The organism is Halomonas sp. QHL1 (genome assembly GCF_001882345.1).
Classification (GTDB): Bacteria; Pseudomonadota; Gammaproteobacteria; order Pseudomonadales; family Halomonadaceae; genus Vreelandella.
In genome coordinates, this window is record NZ_MINL01000001.1 from 2,692,630 (window position 1) to 2,709,127 (window position 16,498).

Below are 16,498 nucleotides of genomic sequence, written 5' to 3' on the forward strand. Positions count from 1 at the left end.
TCTTCTGGCGCTGGGCGCTTAGGCGGACGCGGTGGCGATAAACTGGCTGCGCTCTTTGTCGATGGCACGCAACATTTCGTCGACCCAGTGTTTGTGGTGCAGCACGTAGAGCCCTTCGTCTTCCGGGGAAGCACCGCTGAGCAGGGGCTTCATGTCGATTGCTTGGGCCGTTTCATCGGCGCCTTCGATCCACTGTTGGGCCCCGCGGGAGAGGTCGTTCCATTCGGCCAATGCACCGTTATAGCCTTCTTGGCAGGCGCGGAACTCTTCCAGATCGTCGGGGGTGCCCATGCCGGAGACGTTGAAGAAGTCTTCGTACTGGCGGATGCGGACACGACGGTCTTCAGCGGCTTCGCCTTTGGGTGCGAAGCAGTAGATGGTGACTTCGGTTTTGTCCACGGCGATCGGACGAATCACGCGTATCTGGGTGGAGAACTGGTCCATCAGATAGACGTTGGGATAAAGGCAGAGGTTGCGCGTTTGGTTGACGATGGAGTCAGCGCGGGCGTCACCCAGCTGTTCTTGGATCCAGTCCTTATGCTGATATACCGGACGCACTTCCGGGTTAAGCAGCCGGGTCCACAGCATCATGTGGCCGTTTTCATAGGAGTAGAAGCCGCCTTTGCTCTTCGACCAACCGTCGGCGTCCACTGCCTTGGTGCCGCCGGAATCGTAATTACGGCGTTCCATGGTGGAGGCGTAGTTCCAGTGCACGGAGCTGACGTGGTAACCGTCGGCGCCGTTTTCGGCCTGCAGCTTCCAGTTGCCGGTGTAGGTGTACGACGAGGTGCCGCGCAGGATTTCCAGGCCTTCGGGGGCTTGGTCGACGATGTTGTCGATGACCTTGGTGGTTTCGCCCAGGTGCTGTTCAAGCGGTTGAACATCATCGCTTAGGCTGCCGAACAGGAAGCCTTTGTAGTTTTCAAAACGCGGTAGGCGCTTGAGGTTGTGGGAGCCATCCTGTTTGAACTGGTCAGGGTAGGCGCCGTTCTTCTCGTTTTTAGCTTTGAGCAATTGGCCGTCGTTTTTGAACGTCCAGCCGTGGAACGGGCAGGTGAAGGTGCCCTTGTTGCCGCGCTTACGGCGGCACAACGTGGCGCCGCGGTGGGCACAGGCGTTAATCAGGCCGTGCAGTTCACCCTGCTTATCACGGGTGATAATCACCGGCTGGCGACCCATGGTGACGGTCATGTAGTCACCCGGCTCACTGATCTGGCTTTCGTGGGCCAGGAACAGCCAGTTGCCTTCGAAGATGTGCTTGAGCTCAAGCTCAAAGAAGGCGGGGTCGGTAAACATGCTGCGGTGGCAGCGGAAAATGCCCTGGGCGGGGTCGTCTTGTACAGCACCGCGCACGCGGGCTTCGAGCTGATCAAGCTGGGTGGTCATGATCTCTCTCCTCAAATACTTAGGCATAACCTGGGGTGTAAGGCGCTAACACATCGGACGGTGGACGTCAGCCAATCGTTAGCGCGAGGTTATGGGGCTTTAAACCTTGGCGGTACCGGCGAGCTGGCTGGCCAGATCCTGCTCGTCCTCTTTGGCCCGCGGGCGGGCGTGACGTACCTGCAGCTCGGGCGCCTCGGTGGGGGCCAGCTCCACATCGAACACCACGTGGGAGAACGGGCCATCCAGCTCGCGCTGGGCGATCTCGGCCGGGTCTTCAATCCGCTCGGCGGGCACCACCAACTCTTCGCGGGTAGCAAAGGCAAAGTCGTCAAAGGTGTAGGGATCGCCCGCCAAGTTGATCTGGGTGGTCAGGTGCTGGTGGCCCGGGGCGGAGACGAAGTAGTGAATATGCGCCGGGCGTTCGCCGTGGCGTCCCAGGGACTTGAGCACCACATCGGTGGGCGCGCCTTCAGGCACCCCGTAGCCAGAGGGGATGATGCTGCGCGCGGTGTAGCGGCCCTCATTGTCCGCATAGATCGTGCGCCGCAGGTTGTACTCGGACTGCGAGGGGTCGAAGAAGGAGTAGCCGCCCTTAGAATTGGCGTGCCAGATTTCGACCTTGGCACCGGCAATCGGCGTGCCATCCACATCGCGGACTTGGCCAGTCAGCCACATGGTCTCGCCCTCTTGATCCTGGCCGTCGTCCAGGCGCGCAAAGCCGTCGGCTTCCGGGGCACCGGCTACGTACAGTGGGCCTTCAATAGTGCGCGGGGTACCGCCCACACGCTTGGCTTCCGCATCGATAGCGTCTTGGCGCATATCGAGGTAATGGTCAAAGCCGAGACCGGGGGAGAGCAGGCCGAACTGGGTCTGACTGCCCAGGGCATTGAGCAGGTTGACACCGGCCCAGTACTCTTCTTCGGTGACGTCAAAGTCGTCGATCAGCTTAAACAGATCGCCGACCAGGCGATGCACAATTTGCTTGGCACGGTCATTGCCACCGGTTTTATCAAAGCCGGCCACGGTTTTAATGAAGTCTTGCACGTCGGGGGTATCGAATATCTTCACGGTCATGGTGAAACCCTATCGTTGGTTTTTTTGCGTTGTCTTGGTTGCCCGGCGATAGCGTCAGTGTGTTCAGGGAAAGTTTGGAATACGCCTATCAAGGGCCTAAAGACGACGGTTGTTGTTGTACTCGCCATTAATATCGGCCAGATCGCGGTTACCCGACCAATATCGTTTGAGTTCCTTTCCATACTTCATAGGTATCTCGACTGACGTTATATTTTTATTTTCACTGCTCTGGCAGGTATCGCTAAAAAGTGATTAAGCCTTTATTTTAAATGAGTATTTTTAAAATCTTCACGATGTGTGCGCCAACATTCCTTTCATATACTTACCGTATTCTTGTCCTTTTGATCGATATAGCGGTTTGCGAAGGCCAGAACGTGAATTCCGGCTACCCCAAGATGGTGTCAGTTGATTTCAACTTGCGACAAAAGGATAAAGGGCGAAGTGAAATAGAAGCGCATAAAAAATACCCGCGCTGCGAAAGCAGACACGGACTAAGGAAGATAACCATTATCAAATTGCAGGAGTTGCGTAAAATCAGCCGCTCTTCTTGGCTACCTCAAGGGAAAAAACCGGGGAACAGACCGTAGCCTGGATATCGGACGGATAAACCCCAGCTATAAAGTACAAATCTCCGCTAAATCGTAAGCTTGAAAAGCCAACAAACTCGTTGAAATTAAAAAACAAGAATTATTATCATGATCATTAAGGCGATATGATAAACAACTATATTTCCAATAAGATTTACACCATATTTAAAAAATGAGGCCACAAAACTTCTTACCTAAAGTTTGTGGCCATTTTAAAGAAAAGTGTAGCCCTAGAAAGGATAGGTAACGGGTGTATCCATTACGCTAACCCACTGGGACTGAGTAAACTCCTCAAGATTAGAAGGCCCGCCGAATCGTCCTGAGTTCCCTGAATCTCCGAAGCCGCCGAAAGGAACATGGAACTCATTATTAACAGTTTGGTCATTGATGTGGATCATACCTGCAGGCACTCTGTCCGCAAGCTTCATGGCTCGGCCTATGGAACGAGAGTGAATGGCCGCAGCCAGGCCGTAAGGTGAAGCCGTTATCATCTCAACCAGTTCATCTTCACTAGAGAAAGTGATCACCGGTGCCACTGGGCCGAATAACTCCTGCTGGCACGCTGGCATGTCTAAACGAATATTACTTAACACTGTAGGCCGATAAAACTGATCATGGCTATGACCACCGGTGATCAGCTTAGCGCCTGCCTCTACGGACTCAGCGATAATCTTATTAATTTTTTCAACCTGGTTAGTGTTAATTAACGGCCCAATATCTGAAGCTCCAAGATATGGATCTGCTACCCTAAGACGTTCGGCACGCTCAGCTAAGCGGCTGATATATTCCTCTGCAACGCTCTCGTGAACAAAGTGCCTACCAGCCTGCATACATATTTGCCCCTGATGAAGGTAGGCACCCCAGGCGCCATGGGATGATGCAGCCTCGATATCAGCATCATCCAGCACGATAAATGCATTATTTCCGCCCAGTTCCAAGGCGGACTTTTTGAGTAACTCTCCACACGTCCTGCCTATCTTTTTTCCTACGTTTGTCGAACCAGTGAAGGAAATCATGGCAGTCATTGGATGCTCTACTAAGGCTTCCCCCGCCTCAGCGCCACCAGGAAGTACTTGCAGAACGCCAGCAGGCAGTCCGGCCTCTTCGAAAAGCCTAGCAATCAGCAGACCTCCTGTTATTGCACTCTGAGGGTCCGGTTTTAAGACAACGCTGTTGCCCACTGCTAGCGCAGGTGCCACTGAACGCATGGCCAGCAGCAACGGGAAATTCCATGGCGTGATAACACCTACAACACCTAATGGGACACGTCGACAGGTATTGCGTCGCCCAGGGATAGTTGAGGGTAAGGTGATACCATCAGGCTGCATCGTCATGGCAGCCGCCATGTTCAATTGCTCGTGGGCACCATAAAGCTCAGCTTCGGCTTTTGGTGCGATTGAGCCACACTCACGAATATTCCACTCGATAAATGTATCTTTGTGCTGGAGAATCAGCTCGGCTGCCCGACGTAAAACCTTACCTCGCTGATCAAACGGTAGGTTAGCCCAATGGGATTGCTGCTTCTTTGCTTCCGTAACGGCTGAACGAATGTCATCACCACTTGCTAGCGCAATCTTAGCTAAAACGTTACCTGTTGCTGGTTCAACAACGTCGCTGGTACATCCTGTGGATTCACGCCAATCATTCAGGTAGATCTTGTTACTGAACGTTTCCGTACAAAAGAACTTACTCATTGTAGTTTCTCCATCTAACGTTTTGAGCAATAAATTAGAGTTTTGCTTTTCGAGTTTGTCCAATTTCAGACCAAACTGCCCATACCGCTGTGATAATAGAAATAACGATAAAAAACAGTGGAATTGGCCGCGTCAGAAGAGGTAAATAGCTATTGCCATAGACCACTAATCCGCTACGCAGATTCTCTTCTGCCATTGGAGTCAAAATAAAGGCGATGATAAATGGGCCAAGTGGAACTTTTGCACGCACCAAGATGTACCCTAAACAGGCAAAGCCGCTCATCGCTATCACGTCAAATAACCGACCGGATACTGAATAGGCGCCGATAAAGCAGAAGATAATGATGGGTGGTAACAACCAAGCTTTGTCAACATACATCATCCGAGAAATCAATGGCGTGGCAAACCACATAACCACCAACATGATGATATTGGCTGATAGCACGCCTGCAATGATGGTATATGCGACTCCCGGGTTTTGAACAAACAAGAGAGGACCAGGATTCAAGTTATGCATTACCATCGCACCTAAAAGAATAGCGGTCACAACTGAACCAGGTATTCCTAGCGTAATCAGTGGCACCAGAGACCCTACGGTCCCGGCATTATTAGCGCTCTCAGCGGCGACGATACCTTCACTGCAACCACTGCCAAACTTTGAGGAATTCTTTGAAAATCCTTTAGCTACGGAATAGGAAGCAATTGAGGCCGTCGTACCCCCAATGCCCGGAAGAATACCAATCCAGGTGCCAATAATGGAAGATCTTGCAAAATTCCAAAGATTTTCTTTAAAGTCTTTGGCGCTAAAGGTAACTTTCTTAGAGCTGCTGGCCTTCTGAATAGTACTTTCACTTTTCTTACCACTATCTATCATCACTTGACCCAGTACTAAAAGGCCCAACATAACGGGTAATAAATTAAAGCCATTGTCTAACTCTGCGATGTTAAATGTTAGCCTTAGCGATCCTGAAATAGGATCAATACCGGGTAACGCAAACAAAGCACCAAGCGCCGCTGCAAGAAGTCCATTCATGAAACTTCCTTTAGAAATAGCAGCTATAAGTGTAAGGGCCACCACGGTCATGGAAAAAATCTCATAGGGTCCGAATCGAACCGCTAGGGTCGAAAGTAGTGGCGATAACGTCGTTAACACCAGCCATGCGAACATACCGCCTATAAAAGAAGAGATAACGCCAAGTCCCAGAGCACGTGCTGGCTCTCCTCGTTGCGCCATAGGAAAGCCATCTAACGTCGTCATGATGGCCGACTCAGTGCCTGGCATTCGCATCAAGGTGGCACTAATTAAGCCCCCTGTTGTAGAGCCAATGTACATAGCAACCAGCAGTATAAGAGCATCTGTTGCTTGCATGTAATAAGTCATAGGCAGTGCCAACGCGATCACCATCGCACCGGACAAACCTGGTATTGAGCCGATTAATATTCCCACCACCGTGCCGATAAGCACCCACATCATTCCCGATAGAGAAAAGACTTCAAGATATGCGCCAATCATAATTATCGCCTATTAAAATAACGTCAAAAATTGAAATACAAGATATCGGTTACGACGTAATCCAACACGAGTGAGAAAAATATTAAAAACACACACTGAACAGCAAAATTCCTAAAGCTATTAGGCCTTTTAAGAAAAGCCATTGCCAACAGCATGAACAAAAACGCACAGATCCAAAAACTAATATTAAAAAGACAAACCAAGGCTACAAATACGATAAAAATAAGCAGCATGCAAAAAGATTTTAATAAGCTTAGCTGGCTTTCCTCATCGTCTTCAAAGCTTAATAGGTTTTTCTTTTCAACGAAAATCCGGAATACTTTTAAGACAACTAAAAAAACAGTAATGGAGGCTATACCGCTTGGGAAGGCGGCGGCTCCCATAGGCTCGTACGTGGGTTCCGGAAGCCCTCTCGCACTGATTAAAATTAATACACCTATCGTCAAAGATAAGACTAAAAAACTAATTTCATATCTGAGCCTGAATATAGTTATCATTGGGCTCTCCAGGGAGGTGTGTCATAAAGAGGAAGCAGGTGCATACCTACCCCCTCTTTTCACTTATCAATGTTAATTAGACAAACTACCTTTTACAGTTTCTGCTACTTCAACAAATGAAGCATACTCCTTATCGACAAGGTCACTTAATTCTTCTCCCTTGACGATCTTCAATACTTCACCGGACTCTGCTAAATATTTCTGCACTTCTTCGCTGTTGGCTGCTGCTTCAATGGTATCCGCCAGTACGTCAATATATTCTTGTGGGGTTCCAGCAGGTGCCCAGTAACGTCGATTTAAACAAGCCGTTACGTCATAGCCCTGTTCTTTGGCCGTTGGCAAATCCGGAGCAAAGTCATAACGCTCATTGCCTAATACCGCGAGGGGCCTTATTTTCCCCGCTGCCCGCTCTAACCATAGGGGAGAGAGCAACGCCATCTGTGTAAAGCCACCTTGCAATGAGGTAAACCTAGCTGACGTTGCGCCGACTGGAACAATCGGCCACTGAACGCCTGCCGCATTCATCAGCTGTACGGAAGGAAAGTGGGTAGCTCCTCCAATATCATCCGCTTGGCGGAAATCAGCGGGATTTTCGTCAATATCACTGATCATCTCATCTAGGCTGGTATAGGGAGAATCTTCTTTAACAGCAACAAACATACAGGCTTCGCTAACTTGTATTATGGGTTCAAAATCTTTTGGCGTGTAATCGACACGTTCAATGGCAGACGCAGCGAACATTTCTTGGTGTATCTGCAAAATGGTATAGCCGTCAGGATCCGAGGCGAGTAACTGTCGCGTCCCTACAGCGCCACCCGCCCCTGGGGCGTTGGCCACCACAATGGGCTCTGGGAGTAGATTGTTGTTATTAATAGATAGCTGAATAGCACGGGCCAAACCATCGGTTCCACCACCCGCACCAAAAGGGACAATTAGTCTGATAGGTTGGGTTGGATAACTCTCCGTTGCGAGACCTGAAGAGGCGGTTGTCATTGCCACCGTTGTTAAGAGAGCGGTCATAAGAGTCTTCATAATGATTTTCCTGTTGTTATTAAGTAGTTATGCAGTATGGAGCTAGCGCTTAATAATTACTTACCCATTCCTTTTGAAGTTGGCATCTTGGCAAGTTCTTTCAATGCATCTTGGTTTAATGTAAAGCCCAGACCTGGCTCACTGGGGGCGTGCAGGAAGCCGTTCTCCGGTTTTGGTAAACCAATGAAAATTTGCTCAAGGCATTTGACGGCGAAGATGTGGTACTCGACCATGCCACCGTTTCTTACACCTGCATGTAGATGAAGGTTATGAAAGGGCCACGCGCCCCCGTTGTCTATACCGGTGTTAAAGGCTTCTGCCATACCTGCAATTTTGGCGCACTGTGTATAGCCCCCACTAATGGCCACATTGGGCTGCAAAATATCCAGGGAGTCGTTGAGCAACAGTTGCTTAAATTTTGATGACTGTCCTTCATTCTGGCCACCGGCTAATGGAATACGAGTTCGAGAACGCAGCTGGTTTAGTTGCTGAGGATCATTACCGATTAAAGGTTCTTCAAAGAAAGAGATATTGTATTCTTCAACCCGTTCAGCTAGCCAAGCGGCATGATAAGGATCAAGGTTACAGTTGGCATCAATGAAAATTTCAGCCTCTTCGCCTATTGCTTCCCGGAGGGTTTGGACTCGGCTGATATCGTTACGAACGGCTTCTAATACCGGCCTGGGCTCGTCGCGGCGTTTAAGCGCATTGTGGCCCACAACCATTTTAAACTTGTTAAACCCCTCTGCCTGCCAGGTTTTTGCGACCTCCGCCAACTGATCGTTGTCAAAGAAGTCGAAACCGATGGTCGCGTAGGTGATGACTTTGTCGCGGGCGCCTCCTAGAAGCTTCCAGATTGGTTGGCCTAGCGCTTGTCCCTTAATATCCCAGAGAGCGATGTCCACAGCCGCTATCGCGTGGCAGGCATAGCCTGATTGGCCGCGTGGCGTCAGCAACCAATATAATTTATTCCAGACTCTATCTGTGCAAAGGGGATCGTCATCCATTATTGCCGGTGCAATAATATTGTTGATGGTAAACGCGACGACTTCTTCTTCCGTAATAGCTGTCATACCCACGCCTACCAGACCGTCATCCGTGGTTATCTCCACCACACAAATACCCAGCGTGGCTTTTTTAGTTTTCCCACAGGAGGAAAATTCTGCCGGTACATTAACGGCGGTTGCTTTGACATCTACAATTTTCATGTATCAAATACTCCTACTGTTTTCTTGTTGAGAGGCGTGTTCAACTAAATCACTGGTTAACTGATCCACTGTGGGGCAACCCAGTTGCTTCATGCATCCTTCAAACTCCTCCTTGAGAATAGTCAGCGCTTTAAAAGCCCCTTCCTCGCCTGCCGCAGCGAGTCCGTAAAGAGCAGCACGTCCAATCAATACTGAGGACGCCCCCAACGCTTTAGCTTTGACAATATCTCGCCCACGGCGAATCCCCCCATCCACTAAAATACGTCCTTCAAGGGATTCTGAGCTTATTTTTGCAAGTGCATCCACAGGACTCATCGTTGTATCTAGCTGTCGTCCACCATGATTTGAAAGAACGATGCCATCAATTCCGTATTGTTGACATTTATCAACATCTTCCTGGTGCAATATGCCCTTTAAAATGATTTGGCCGGGCCACAAATCGCGGATCATCGCTAAATCATTCCAGGTAAAGCTGGCATCCATAGATCGACGAAGTAAAGCGGCCCGTGCCTCGGGAGAAAGTTCCTCATTGGCTAAGTTGCCAAGTTTAGGAGTACCATGCTTTAAGTAGTCCATCGTCCAAGCAGGATGGGTAACACCATCAAAAATCGTTTTTAGGCTGTAGCGCATGGGTAAGCCAAAGCCATTCTTTAAGTCCCTTTCGCGCTTACCGTTAAACACGACGTCTGCGGTAATAACCAGCTTGCTGTAACCCAAACTTTTCGCTCGCTTAACCAAGCTGGTTGCTAACGTCTTCTCGATTACATAAAGCTGAAACCAGTGCTCTCCGTCAGCTTGCGCGGCGACAGTTTCAAGCGAGTCATTTGAAGCAGTCGACAGTACAAAGGGAATACCCGCGCGAGCGGCAGCACGAGCCAACGCTATATCACCGTTTGGCCAAAATAATGAATTCAGGCCTGTCGGGGCGACTACGCCAGGGAACGACGCTGGACTACCGAGAATTTCCGTTGTTGGATCGACTGTAGAAAGGTCGACTAAGCGGCGTGGCTTGAATTTCCACCGATCATAACTGATATTATTTTCTGTTAGATCGCATTCATCTTCTGCACCACCCTCAAGATAGTCAAAGACGATCCTAGGAAGTCTAGTCCTAGCCGCCTCGCGCATGCCTTTTATATTGTAAATTTTATTTAAGCGCGTCATTCTTAAACTCTCTCAATCGTAGCTTCGATGAGTACAGGCACATCACCTATAATAGCGTTATCGAAAACTTGGGAAAATTCTGCGCGAGTAGAAACCCTATGCGCCGCAATACCATATCCTTCCGATAGCTGAATAAAATCGACGCCATCTATTTCGATACCAGGTACATTTTGAATCTTGAATTGTTGGCTAAACCATTTTAGCGCTCCGTAGCCACTGTTATTGATAATGATAAAAACGACGGGAATTTGATAACGTGCCGCTGTCCATAATGACGATATGCTGTAGTGGGCTGAACCATCACCTATAAAAGCAACGACGGGTCTCTTCGGGTCAGCCAGCTTGACACCGAGTGCAGCCGGCATAGCAAATCCAAGCCCGCCAGCTGCGGCGAAGTAGTAACTGCCCGGCTCCTCCATGCCTACTCTTTCCCATAACGTAGCAATCGTAGAGGTGGCTTCATTCAAATAGACCGTATTGCGCGGCGCGATGGCATCGACGATGTCGAATATAGCACTGGACTCAAGCTGGCTGTGATCAACCTCAACGCGCTGGATAGCCTTGCGAAAAGTAGGACAATCGCCAGCCCGCTCCGTCATATGCTCTATCAAACAAGAGAGAACGGCATCCACATTAGCAACGACGGCATCACCTACGGGTGATCTAGCAGCCTCTTGGGCATCCCCTGTCACCAAGAACAGTTGCGAATTTTCCGGTAAAAGGGCACCCGGATCATTCTGGTGATAACGGAATACCGGCCCGCCAAGTACTAAAATGAGGTCATGCCCATGCAGTTTTTGTGCAAGGCTTGCCTCACCAGCAGGGAGAATACCTGCGAAGCAGTGATGATTGGTCGGGAATGGGCATCGGGGTGCAGATGGCGCTATCCATACAGGTGCATGCAGTTTATCGGCGAGTAGCGCAGCTTTGCTATTGCAGCGCAACGCATCAACTTCGGGGCCCAACACTAGTACTGGGTTGGAAGCTTTTGCAAGTGCCGCTAGTAATGGCTGGAGTTCGTCCAGAGAGGGAGCACCAAAATGGACAACCTTGCGTGTTGCTAAGTGCAGCGCATCATGAGCAATCGGCTGATCCCAGTCGTCGTAGGGAATAGAAACATAGACAGGGCCCTTAGCAGGGGACATAGCTAAGTGAAGTGCACGACTAATTGCATGTGGCACCTCCTGTGCACTAAGTGGCTCGTAACTATCCTTTACCAATGGCATTGGTAACATGACTGCACTTGAATTTTTGAGCAACGGGTCCGAATACACCATCGTCCGCGCCTGCTGGCCAGCGGTCACCACTAGCGGGGCATGTGAATTCACAGAGTTCGTTAAAGCACCCATAGCATTTCCAGTACCTGCCGCGGCATGCAGGTTAACGAAGCCTGGCAACCCAGTAGCCTGAGCGTACCCTTCAGCCATCCCTATTGCGACGCCCTCATGCAGGCACAGAATGTAATCAAAGTCTTCTGGAAAATCCTTGAGAAAATTGAGCTCATTGGAGCCAGGGTTACCGAATACCTTGTTAACACCATGCCCTCTAAGTATCTGATAAACTGATTCTTTTACAGTCGGATATGTAGTTTTTTCCACTAGAATTAATCTCATTTATTTTATTTAATCTCAACATATCACCGGCTATTAATTTGAACAAATAAATACTTTTTGCTACTTTATATAGATACTGTCTATATTACAGGAAAGCCATGATGAGCCCAAAAGTTGACTTAAACCTTATTAAGGTTTTTTTGGCAATATATGAAACTGGGAGTGTAAGTGGAGCTGCAAAAAGAGTTCATCTAACACAGCCATCAATTAGCTATTCATTATCCCGGCTTCGCTCTCTTTTGCACGACCCCTTGTTTCATCGAACACGAGATGGAATGCAGCCGACCTTTGCGGCAGATAAACTTTACGAAACATTTCGCACTTCATTAATGAATATTGAATTGGCAATCGCATCGACCAGAGAATTCAATCCCTCGATATCTCAACGAACATTTAGGATTGCATTATCAGACTTAGGTGAAGTATTCCTTCTACCTATACTAATGAAGAAATTTCGTACTTTAGCACCTAACATTTCCATTGAAGTTGTCCCTATGGAAGTGAATCAAGTTGAGGATTGGCTATTAAAAGGACGTATCGATGCAGCCGTTGGAAACTTAACCTTTCTTAAAGGAAAGGTGAATTCTTTACCTATTTTTGAAGAATACTATACCTGTCTTGTCTGCGCGAATCATCCAAGAATCGGCAAGCAACTTACACTAGATCAGTTCCTCAATGAACACCATGTAAGAGTATCACGAACAACAGGGCATTCACTTGTTGAAGATATATTAAAAAAATTAAAAATTTCTCGTCATGTTTCACTTACGATTCCACACTTTTCTGTATTACCTAGTATTATACCCGACAGTGAAGTGATTGTTTGCCTACCTAGCAGGGTCGCTGGAATGTTCGCCAAAAATGGAAACACGCGGGCTATGGATATTCCTATCAAACTCCCAACTTTTGAAGTTGGCGTTTATTGGGAAAACCAGCTTGAAGATACAGTGGCACAACAGTGGCTTACACAGACTATTCACAGAGAACTATCAACCATATAGAAGACCAAAAAGATAATAAATCTTATTAATTTAAAATTATCTCTATCTTTATTTTGACAATAGCTTCAAAGTCCCAACTAACCTATTATTTCTGCATTTTCATCATATGCTATCCGTTAATAATACCCGTACTGCAAAAGCAGATACGGGCTAAGGAAGATAACCATTATCAAATTGCAGGTGTTGCGTAAGATCAGTCGCTCTTTTTGGCAACCTTGCGGGTAAAGATGAACTCGAAGTCCTTAGTTTCGAAGATGGCCGAGACAATAACGCCCAACACCAATGCCCAAAATGTAGAACCTATGCCGAGAATCTGGATGCCAGAAGCAGCAATTAGAAAAGCGAACAGCGCACCTATTTCATGCTTTTTACCAGCAAAGGCGATAGCCATTGATGAGGTAATCACGCGCATCAATGCCAACCCGGCGATAATGGCGATAAAGTAGCGCGGCGTGGCCTCAAGCAGGCTTACCACATAACCGTAGAAAGGCGCAGCGACGACAAAGATAGCTCCGGCAATCACCGCCGCTACCCAACGTTTGTCATGAGCTCCAGCTTCCGGTGAGGCGCAGACACCGGTCATAGGCGCGGCAATACAGGTACTGTGAAGATTGAAAAACGCTGACACCATGGTGCCTACACCACCCACCGCAGTGATCGCATTAGCGGGTACTTCTTTGTAACCCATTCCCTTCACCAGGCCGACGCCCGCTGGCGTTTCCATGCCCACCAAGATGATCGCAAGCGGTAAACCGTAGGTTAGGAAAGCGCCTAAAGTGAATTGCGGGACAATGAACTCGGGGAATCGAATCGTTGCCTCGATACCTGACAGATCGACGCCGGTTGCTGCCAGGTAAAGAATGCCCGCCAGCATCGCCACAATCAGAGGCGGAATTTTACGAAAGAGACGTGCGGAGATGAAAAATGCCAGGATCATGATGGAAGTAGGCACAATAGCACTCTCCAATGGCTCCACCATATTAAGGCCAAAACTAAGCAACATACCGCCCACCATGCCCATCACTATCGGCATCGGTATCAATCGCATAACGATGCCCATCACGCCAGTCACCCCAGCGATCAACGTAATCACCCCCGCAATCAGGCTAGCGCCTAATGCAGCTTCCAGCCCCACCACCGGGATGACGGCCGCAAACATCAGTGCACCTGGAATGGAGTTGGCCATAGGCAGTGGTAATCGGTAATAGGCCGGCATGAATAGGCCAAACAAGCCATTGATCATCAAGTAGCTGATAACCCAAATCATGATGAAGGAGGAGTCGAGGCCCGCAGACGTGCCAGCACTGATGTGCACGACCCCTACGCTGAGCCCTAAGATTCCCGCCACTAGCCCGGTACTGGCGTTGTCGGCATTGAGGTCACGCAGGAAATCGCGAGGCGCATACCTTAGGCTGATGCCTTTCTCAATATGTTTCACGGTTTGCTCCAGGGGATTATTGTGCTTAGAGTTATAATTAATGCTTATTTAGAATTATTTGTTTTTATTGACTGTTAGCCGAGGTCGCCGCCCGCTACGGGCAGTACACTACCGGTGATATAACTGGCCTCATCAGAAGCAAGGAATAAGATAGGCGCGACCATTTCATCTAGTGTGCCGTAGCGGCTCATCAAGCAGCTCTGCTTAGTCTGATCGATATGCGCCTGAAACCACGCCTTCTCCGTCTCGTTACTTGGCGTCGGCGTTCCTCGCGAAATTCTCCGAGGTGGAGCTTCGGTACCCCCTGGCGCCGTTGCGACGACACGGATACCATGCTCGGCATATTCAAACGCCAGTGACGCGGTTAGCGCATTGATACCGCCCTTCGCTGCCGAGTAGGGGATCCGGTGAATACCCCGCGTTGCCGCTGAAGATACATTGACGATGACGCCGTTACCCTGCTCGACCATTGTTGGGAGCGCCGCACGGCAGCACCAAAGCGTAGGCATTAGAGAACGATTGATCTCTGCCGCAATTTGCGTCTCGGTAAACTCAGTAAATGGCTTGAAGTTAATCGCGCCGCCTACGTTGTTAACCAAGATATCGATACGGCCAAATTGTTTGAGCGTCGCCTGCATGACTTGCTTGGCGCCTTCCCAGGTCTCCAGATCCGCTTGAACCGCGACCACTTCACATCCCTGCTTGCTTAGCCCAGCGACAATCTCATGAATATCGTTAGCCCGATCTACTAGCACTAAACGTGCACCTTCCGCGGCGGCGCGCTCGGCAACCCGCTGCCCAATTCCTTGAGCAGCACCCGTGACCACCATTACTCGATCTTGAAAACGTGGGCCGCCAAAACGTTGATTGCTCATGCGCTCTCTCCCACTTGATTAGGTGTGAACTTCTCATAGTGGAAGCTCTGGGGCTCGATTCCTTCAGCGTCGAAGTACTTCAGCACAGCATCTACCATCGGGGGCGGGCCACACAGGTAAACGTCCACATCGCCGTCATGCATTACCTCGGCGTCCATGTGGTGCGTCACGTAACCTTTACGCGCATGCTCGCTAGCCTCGTCGACCACCACGGTGGCGTAGGTAAAGCTAGGGATTTTTTCTACAAAAGCATCTAACGAATCCGTTTTGACTAGGTGGTCATCTTTATTGACGCCGTAAATCATATGAATCGGTGCATCACAGCCCTTCTCAACCAATTGCGCCAACATGGAGAGGAATGGCGCAAGCCCCGTGCCGCCAGCCAGCATTAGCACCGGGCGCTTCACTTCTCGCAGGTAGAAGCTGCCTAGCGGACCAGTCAGCGTAAGCTTTTCGCCCACCGCCGCGCGCTCGGTTAAATAGCCGCTCATTACCCCGTTGGGAATGTTGCGAATTAAGAAGGTGGCACGCTTATCCCCCGGCAAGGAGCTGAAAGAGTAAGAGCGGTGCACCTCAGTACCGGGCACATCAATATGAATGTACTGCCCTGGCAAAAAGGCGAGACCCTCGGCATCATCCAAATCAACGGCTAATTCAATACTATCTTCGGAAAGCTGCTCAACTGCGGCTACCGTGCCCTCAACCTTGCCCACCTGTGTTTTACACAGCGTGGATGCCACTGGCACTTGAATAACGCAGTCCGAAGAAGGCACCATCTGGCACGTTAGTACCTGGCCTTCAGCTGCTTCCTCATCGGAAAGCGCATCTTCCAGATACTCGTCACCCATGTCGAATTCGCCCTGTTCGCAGTGGCCTTTGCAGGTACCACATACGCCGTCAGAGCAGTCCATCGGCAGGTTAACTTTTTGCCGGTAAGCGGCGTCGAGAACGGTTTCCCCCTCTTTACAGCCGATGAACCGGGTCACGCCGTCCTCAAAGTTGAGGGCAATGGTATAACTCATGGTTAACTCTCCTCTCTCTCCTCAAGTCACACGTGGTATACGTCGATGACCTGATGGATATAGTCGTTATTCAGCTGCACGACTTTTCTTGTGATTAACGGGGTCTCACCGGACACGTCCAGGGTGTAGAAGCAGGTGCCGAAGAAGCTGTCGGTCTTCTTGTAGCGGTGGCTCAGCGTATGCCAGTTAAACCGTAGCTCCATTGTGTCGCCGTCTTGGGACAAGATCTCCAGGTTGGTCACCTGGTGGGTGGTGCGAGGCTCCGGCGTACTCGCCCCGCTGCGTTCGGTCTTGATGCGGTACACCCGATCTTCTAACCCGTCGCGGTTGGGGTAGTAGATCAGCGAGATCTCGCTGTGCGGATCACGGGTCAACTGGTCGTCGTCGTCCCAGG

General features: G+C 49.6%; 14 protein-coding genes. 1 reads left to right on the top strand and 13 read right to left on the bottom strand.

Annotated elements, in window-relative coordinates; translation table 11 throughout:
- Positions 1–18: 18 nt before the first annotated feature.
- The 9 genes from QHL1GM_RS12285 to mdlC form a co-directional block, all read right to left on the bottom strand.
- A complete protein-coding gene (locus QHL1GM_RS12285) occupies positions 19–1,386 on the bottom strand; it encodes a Rieske 2Fe-2S domain-containing protein (protein ID WP_071694742.1) in 1,368 nt (455 codons plus the stop codon).
- A gap of 99 nt (positions 1,387–1,485) precedes the next feature.
- Entirely contained in the window at positions 1,486–2,460 is a 975-nt protein-coding gene (gene catA, locus QHL1GM_RS12290; protein ID WP_071694743.1) for a catechol 1,2-dioxygenase, read from the bottom strand.
- A gap of 817 nt (positions 2,461–3,277) precedes the next feature.
- A complete protein-coding gene (locus tag QHL1GM_RS12295; protein WP_254795304.1) occupies positions 3,278–4,804 on the bottom strand; it encodes a benzaldehyde dehydrogenase in 1,527 nt (508 codons plus the stop codon).
- Positions 4,776–6,254 carry a tripartite tricarboxylate transporter permease gene (locus QHL1GM_RS12300; RefSeq protein ID WP_071694745.1) on the bottom strand — a complete coding sequence of 493 codons (1,479 nt, stop codon included), beginning with the start codon at positions 6,252–6,254 and terminating at the stop codon, positions 4,776–4,778. Before QHL1GM_RS12300 ends, QHL1GM_RS12295 begins: the two co-directional genes overlap by 29 nt.
- Positions 6,255–6,277: 23 nt before the next feature.
- Positions 6,278–6,751 (bottom strand): tripartite tricarboxylate transporter TctB family protein, encoded by a 474-nt coding sequence (locus QHL1GM_RS19935; RefSeq protein ID WP_071694746.1) that lies wholly within the window; start codon positions 6,749–6,751, stop codon positions 6,278–6,280.
- 72 nt (positions 6,752–6,823) lie between these two features.
- Complete coding sequence (locus QHL1GM_RS12310; protein ID WP_071694747.1) at positions 6,824–7,783, bottom strand: tripartite tricarboxylate transporter substrate binding protein; 960 nt, start codon at positions 7,781–7,783, stop codon at positions 6,824–6,826.
- A gap of 56 nt (positions 7,784–7,839) precedes the next feature.
- The gene (locus QHL1GM_RS12315; protein ID WP_071694748.1) at positions 7,840–8,991 is read right to left on the bottom strand and encodes a mandelate racemase/muconate lactonizing enzyme family protein; all 1,152 of its coding nucleotides are present in this window, start codon (positions 8,989–8,991) and stop codon (positions 7,840–7,842) included.
- 3 nt (positions 8,992–8,994) lie between these two features.
- Complete coding sequence (locus QHL1GM_RS12320; RefSeq protein WP_071694749.1) at positions 8,995–10,155, bottom strand: alpha-hydroxy-acid oxidizing protein; 1,161 nt, start codon at positions 10,153–10,155, stop codon at positions 8,995–8,997.
- 2 nt (positions 10,156–10,157) lie between these two features.
- Positions 10,158–11,753 (bottom strand): benzoylformate decarboxylase, encoded by a 1,596-nt coding sequence (mdlC, locus tag QHL1GM_RS12325; RefSeq protein ID WP_217648546.1) that lies wholly within the window; start codon positions 11,751–11,753, stop codon positions 10,158–10,160.
- A 116-nt stretch (positions 11,754–11,869) separates the two neighbouring features.
- Here mdlC and QHL1GM_RS12330 point away from each other — a divergent pair, with 116 nt between their 5' ends.
- Positions 11,870–12,769 (top strand): LysR family transcriptional regulator, encoded by a 900-nt coding sequence (locus QHL1GM_RS12330; protein ID WP_071694751.1) that lies wholly within the window; start codon positions 11,870–11,872, stop codon positions 12,767–12,769.
- A gap of 193 nt (positions 12,770–12,962) precedes the next feature.
- On the opposite strand, the gene QHL1GM_RS12335 is transcribed toward QHL1GM_RS12330, so the two are convergent.
- From QHL1GM_RS12335 to QHL1GM_RS12350, 4 genes are all read right to left on the bottom strand, one after another.
- Complete coding sequence (locus tag QHL1GM_RS12335; protein WP_071694752.1) at positions 12,963–14,207, bottom strand: benzoate/H(+) symporter BenE family transporter; 1,245 nt, start codon at positions 14,205–14,207, stop codon at positions 12,963–12,965.
- Positions 14,208–14,281: 74 nt separating this feature from the next.
- Positions 14,282–15,082, bottom strand: a complete 801-nt coding sequence (benD, locus tag QHL1GM_RS12340) for a benzoate diol dehydrogenase BenD (protein ID WP_071694753.1) — start codon at positions 15,080–15,082, stop codon at positions 14,282–14,284.
- Positions 15,079–16,104, bottom strand: coding sequence for a benzoate 1,2-dioxygenase electron transfer component BenC (benC, locus tag QHL1GM_RS12345; RefSeq protein WP_071694754.1), 1,026 nt, complete (start codon positions 16,102–16,104; stop codon positions 15,079–15,081). The genes benD and benC overlap by 4 nt, the downstream gene beginning before the upstream one ends.
- A 26-nt stretch (positions 16,105–16,130) precedes the next feature.
- Positions 16,131–16,498, bottom strand: a 368-nt coding sequence (locus QHL1GM_RS12350; protein WP_071695994.1) for an aromatic-ring-hydroxylating dioxygenase subunit beta, incomplete at its 5' end; no start/stop codon positions are given.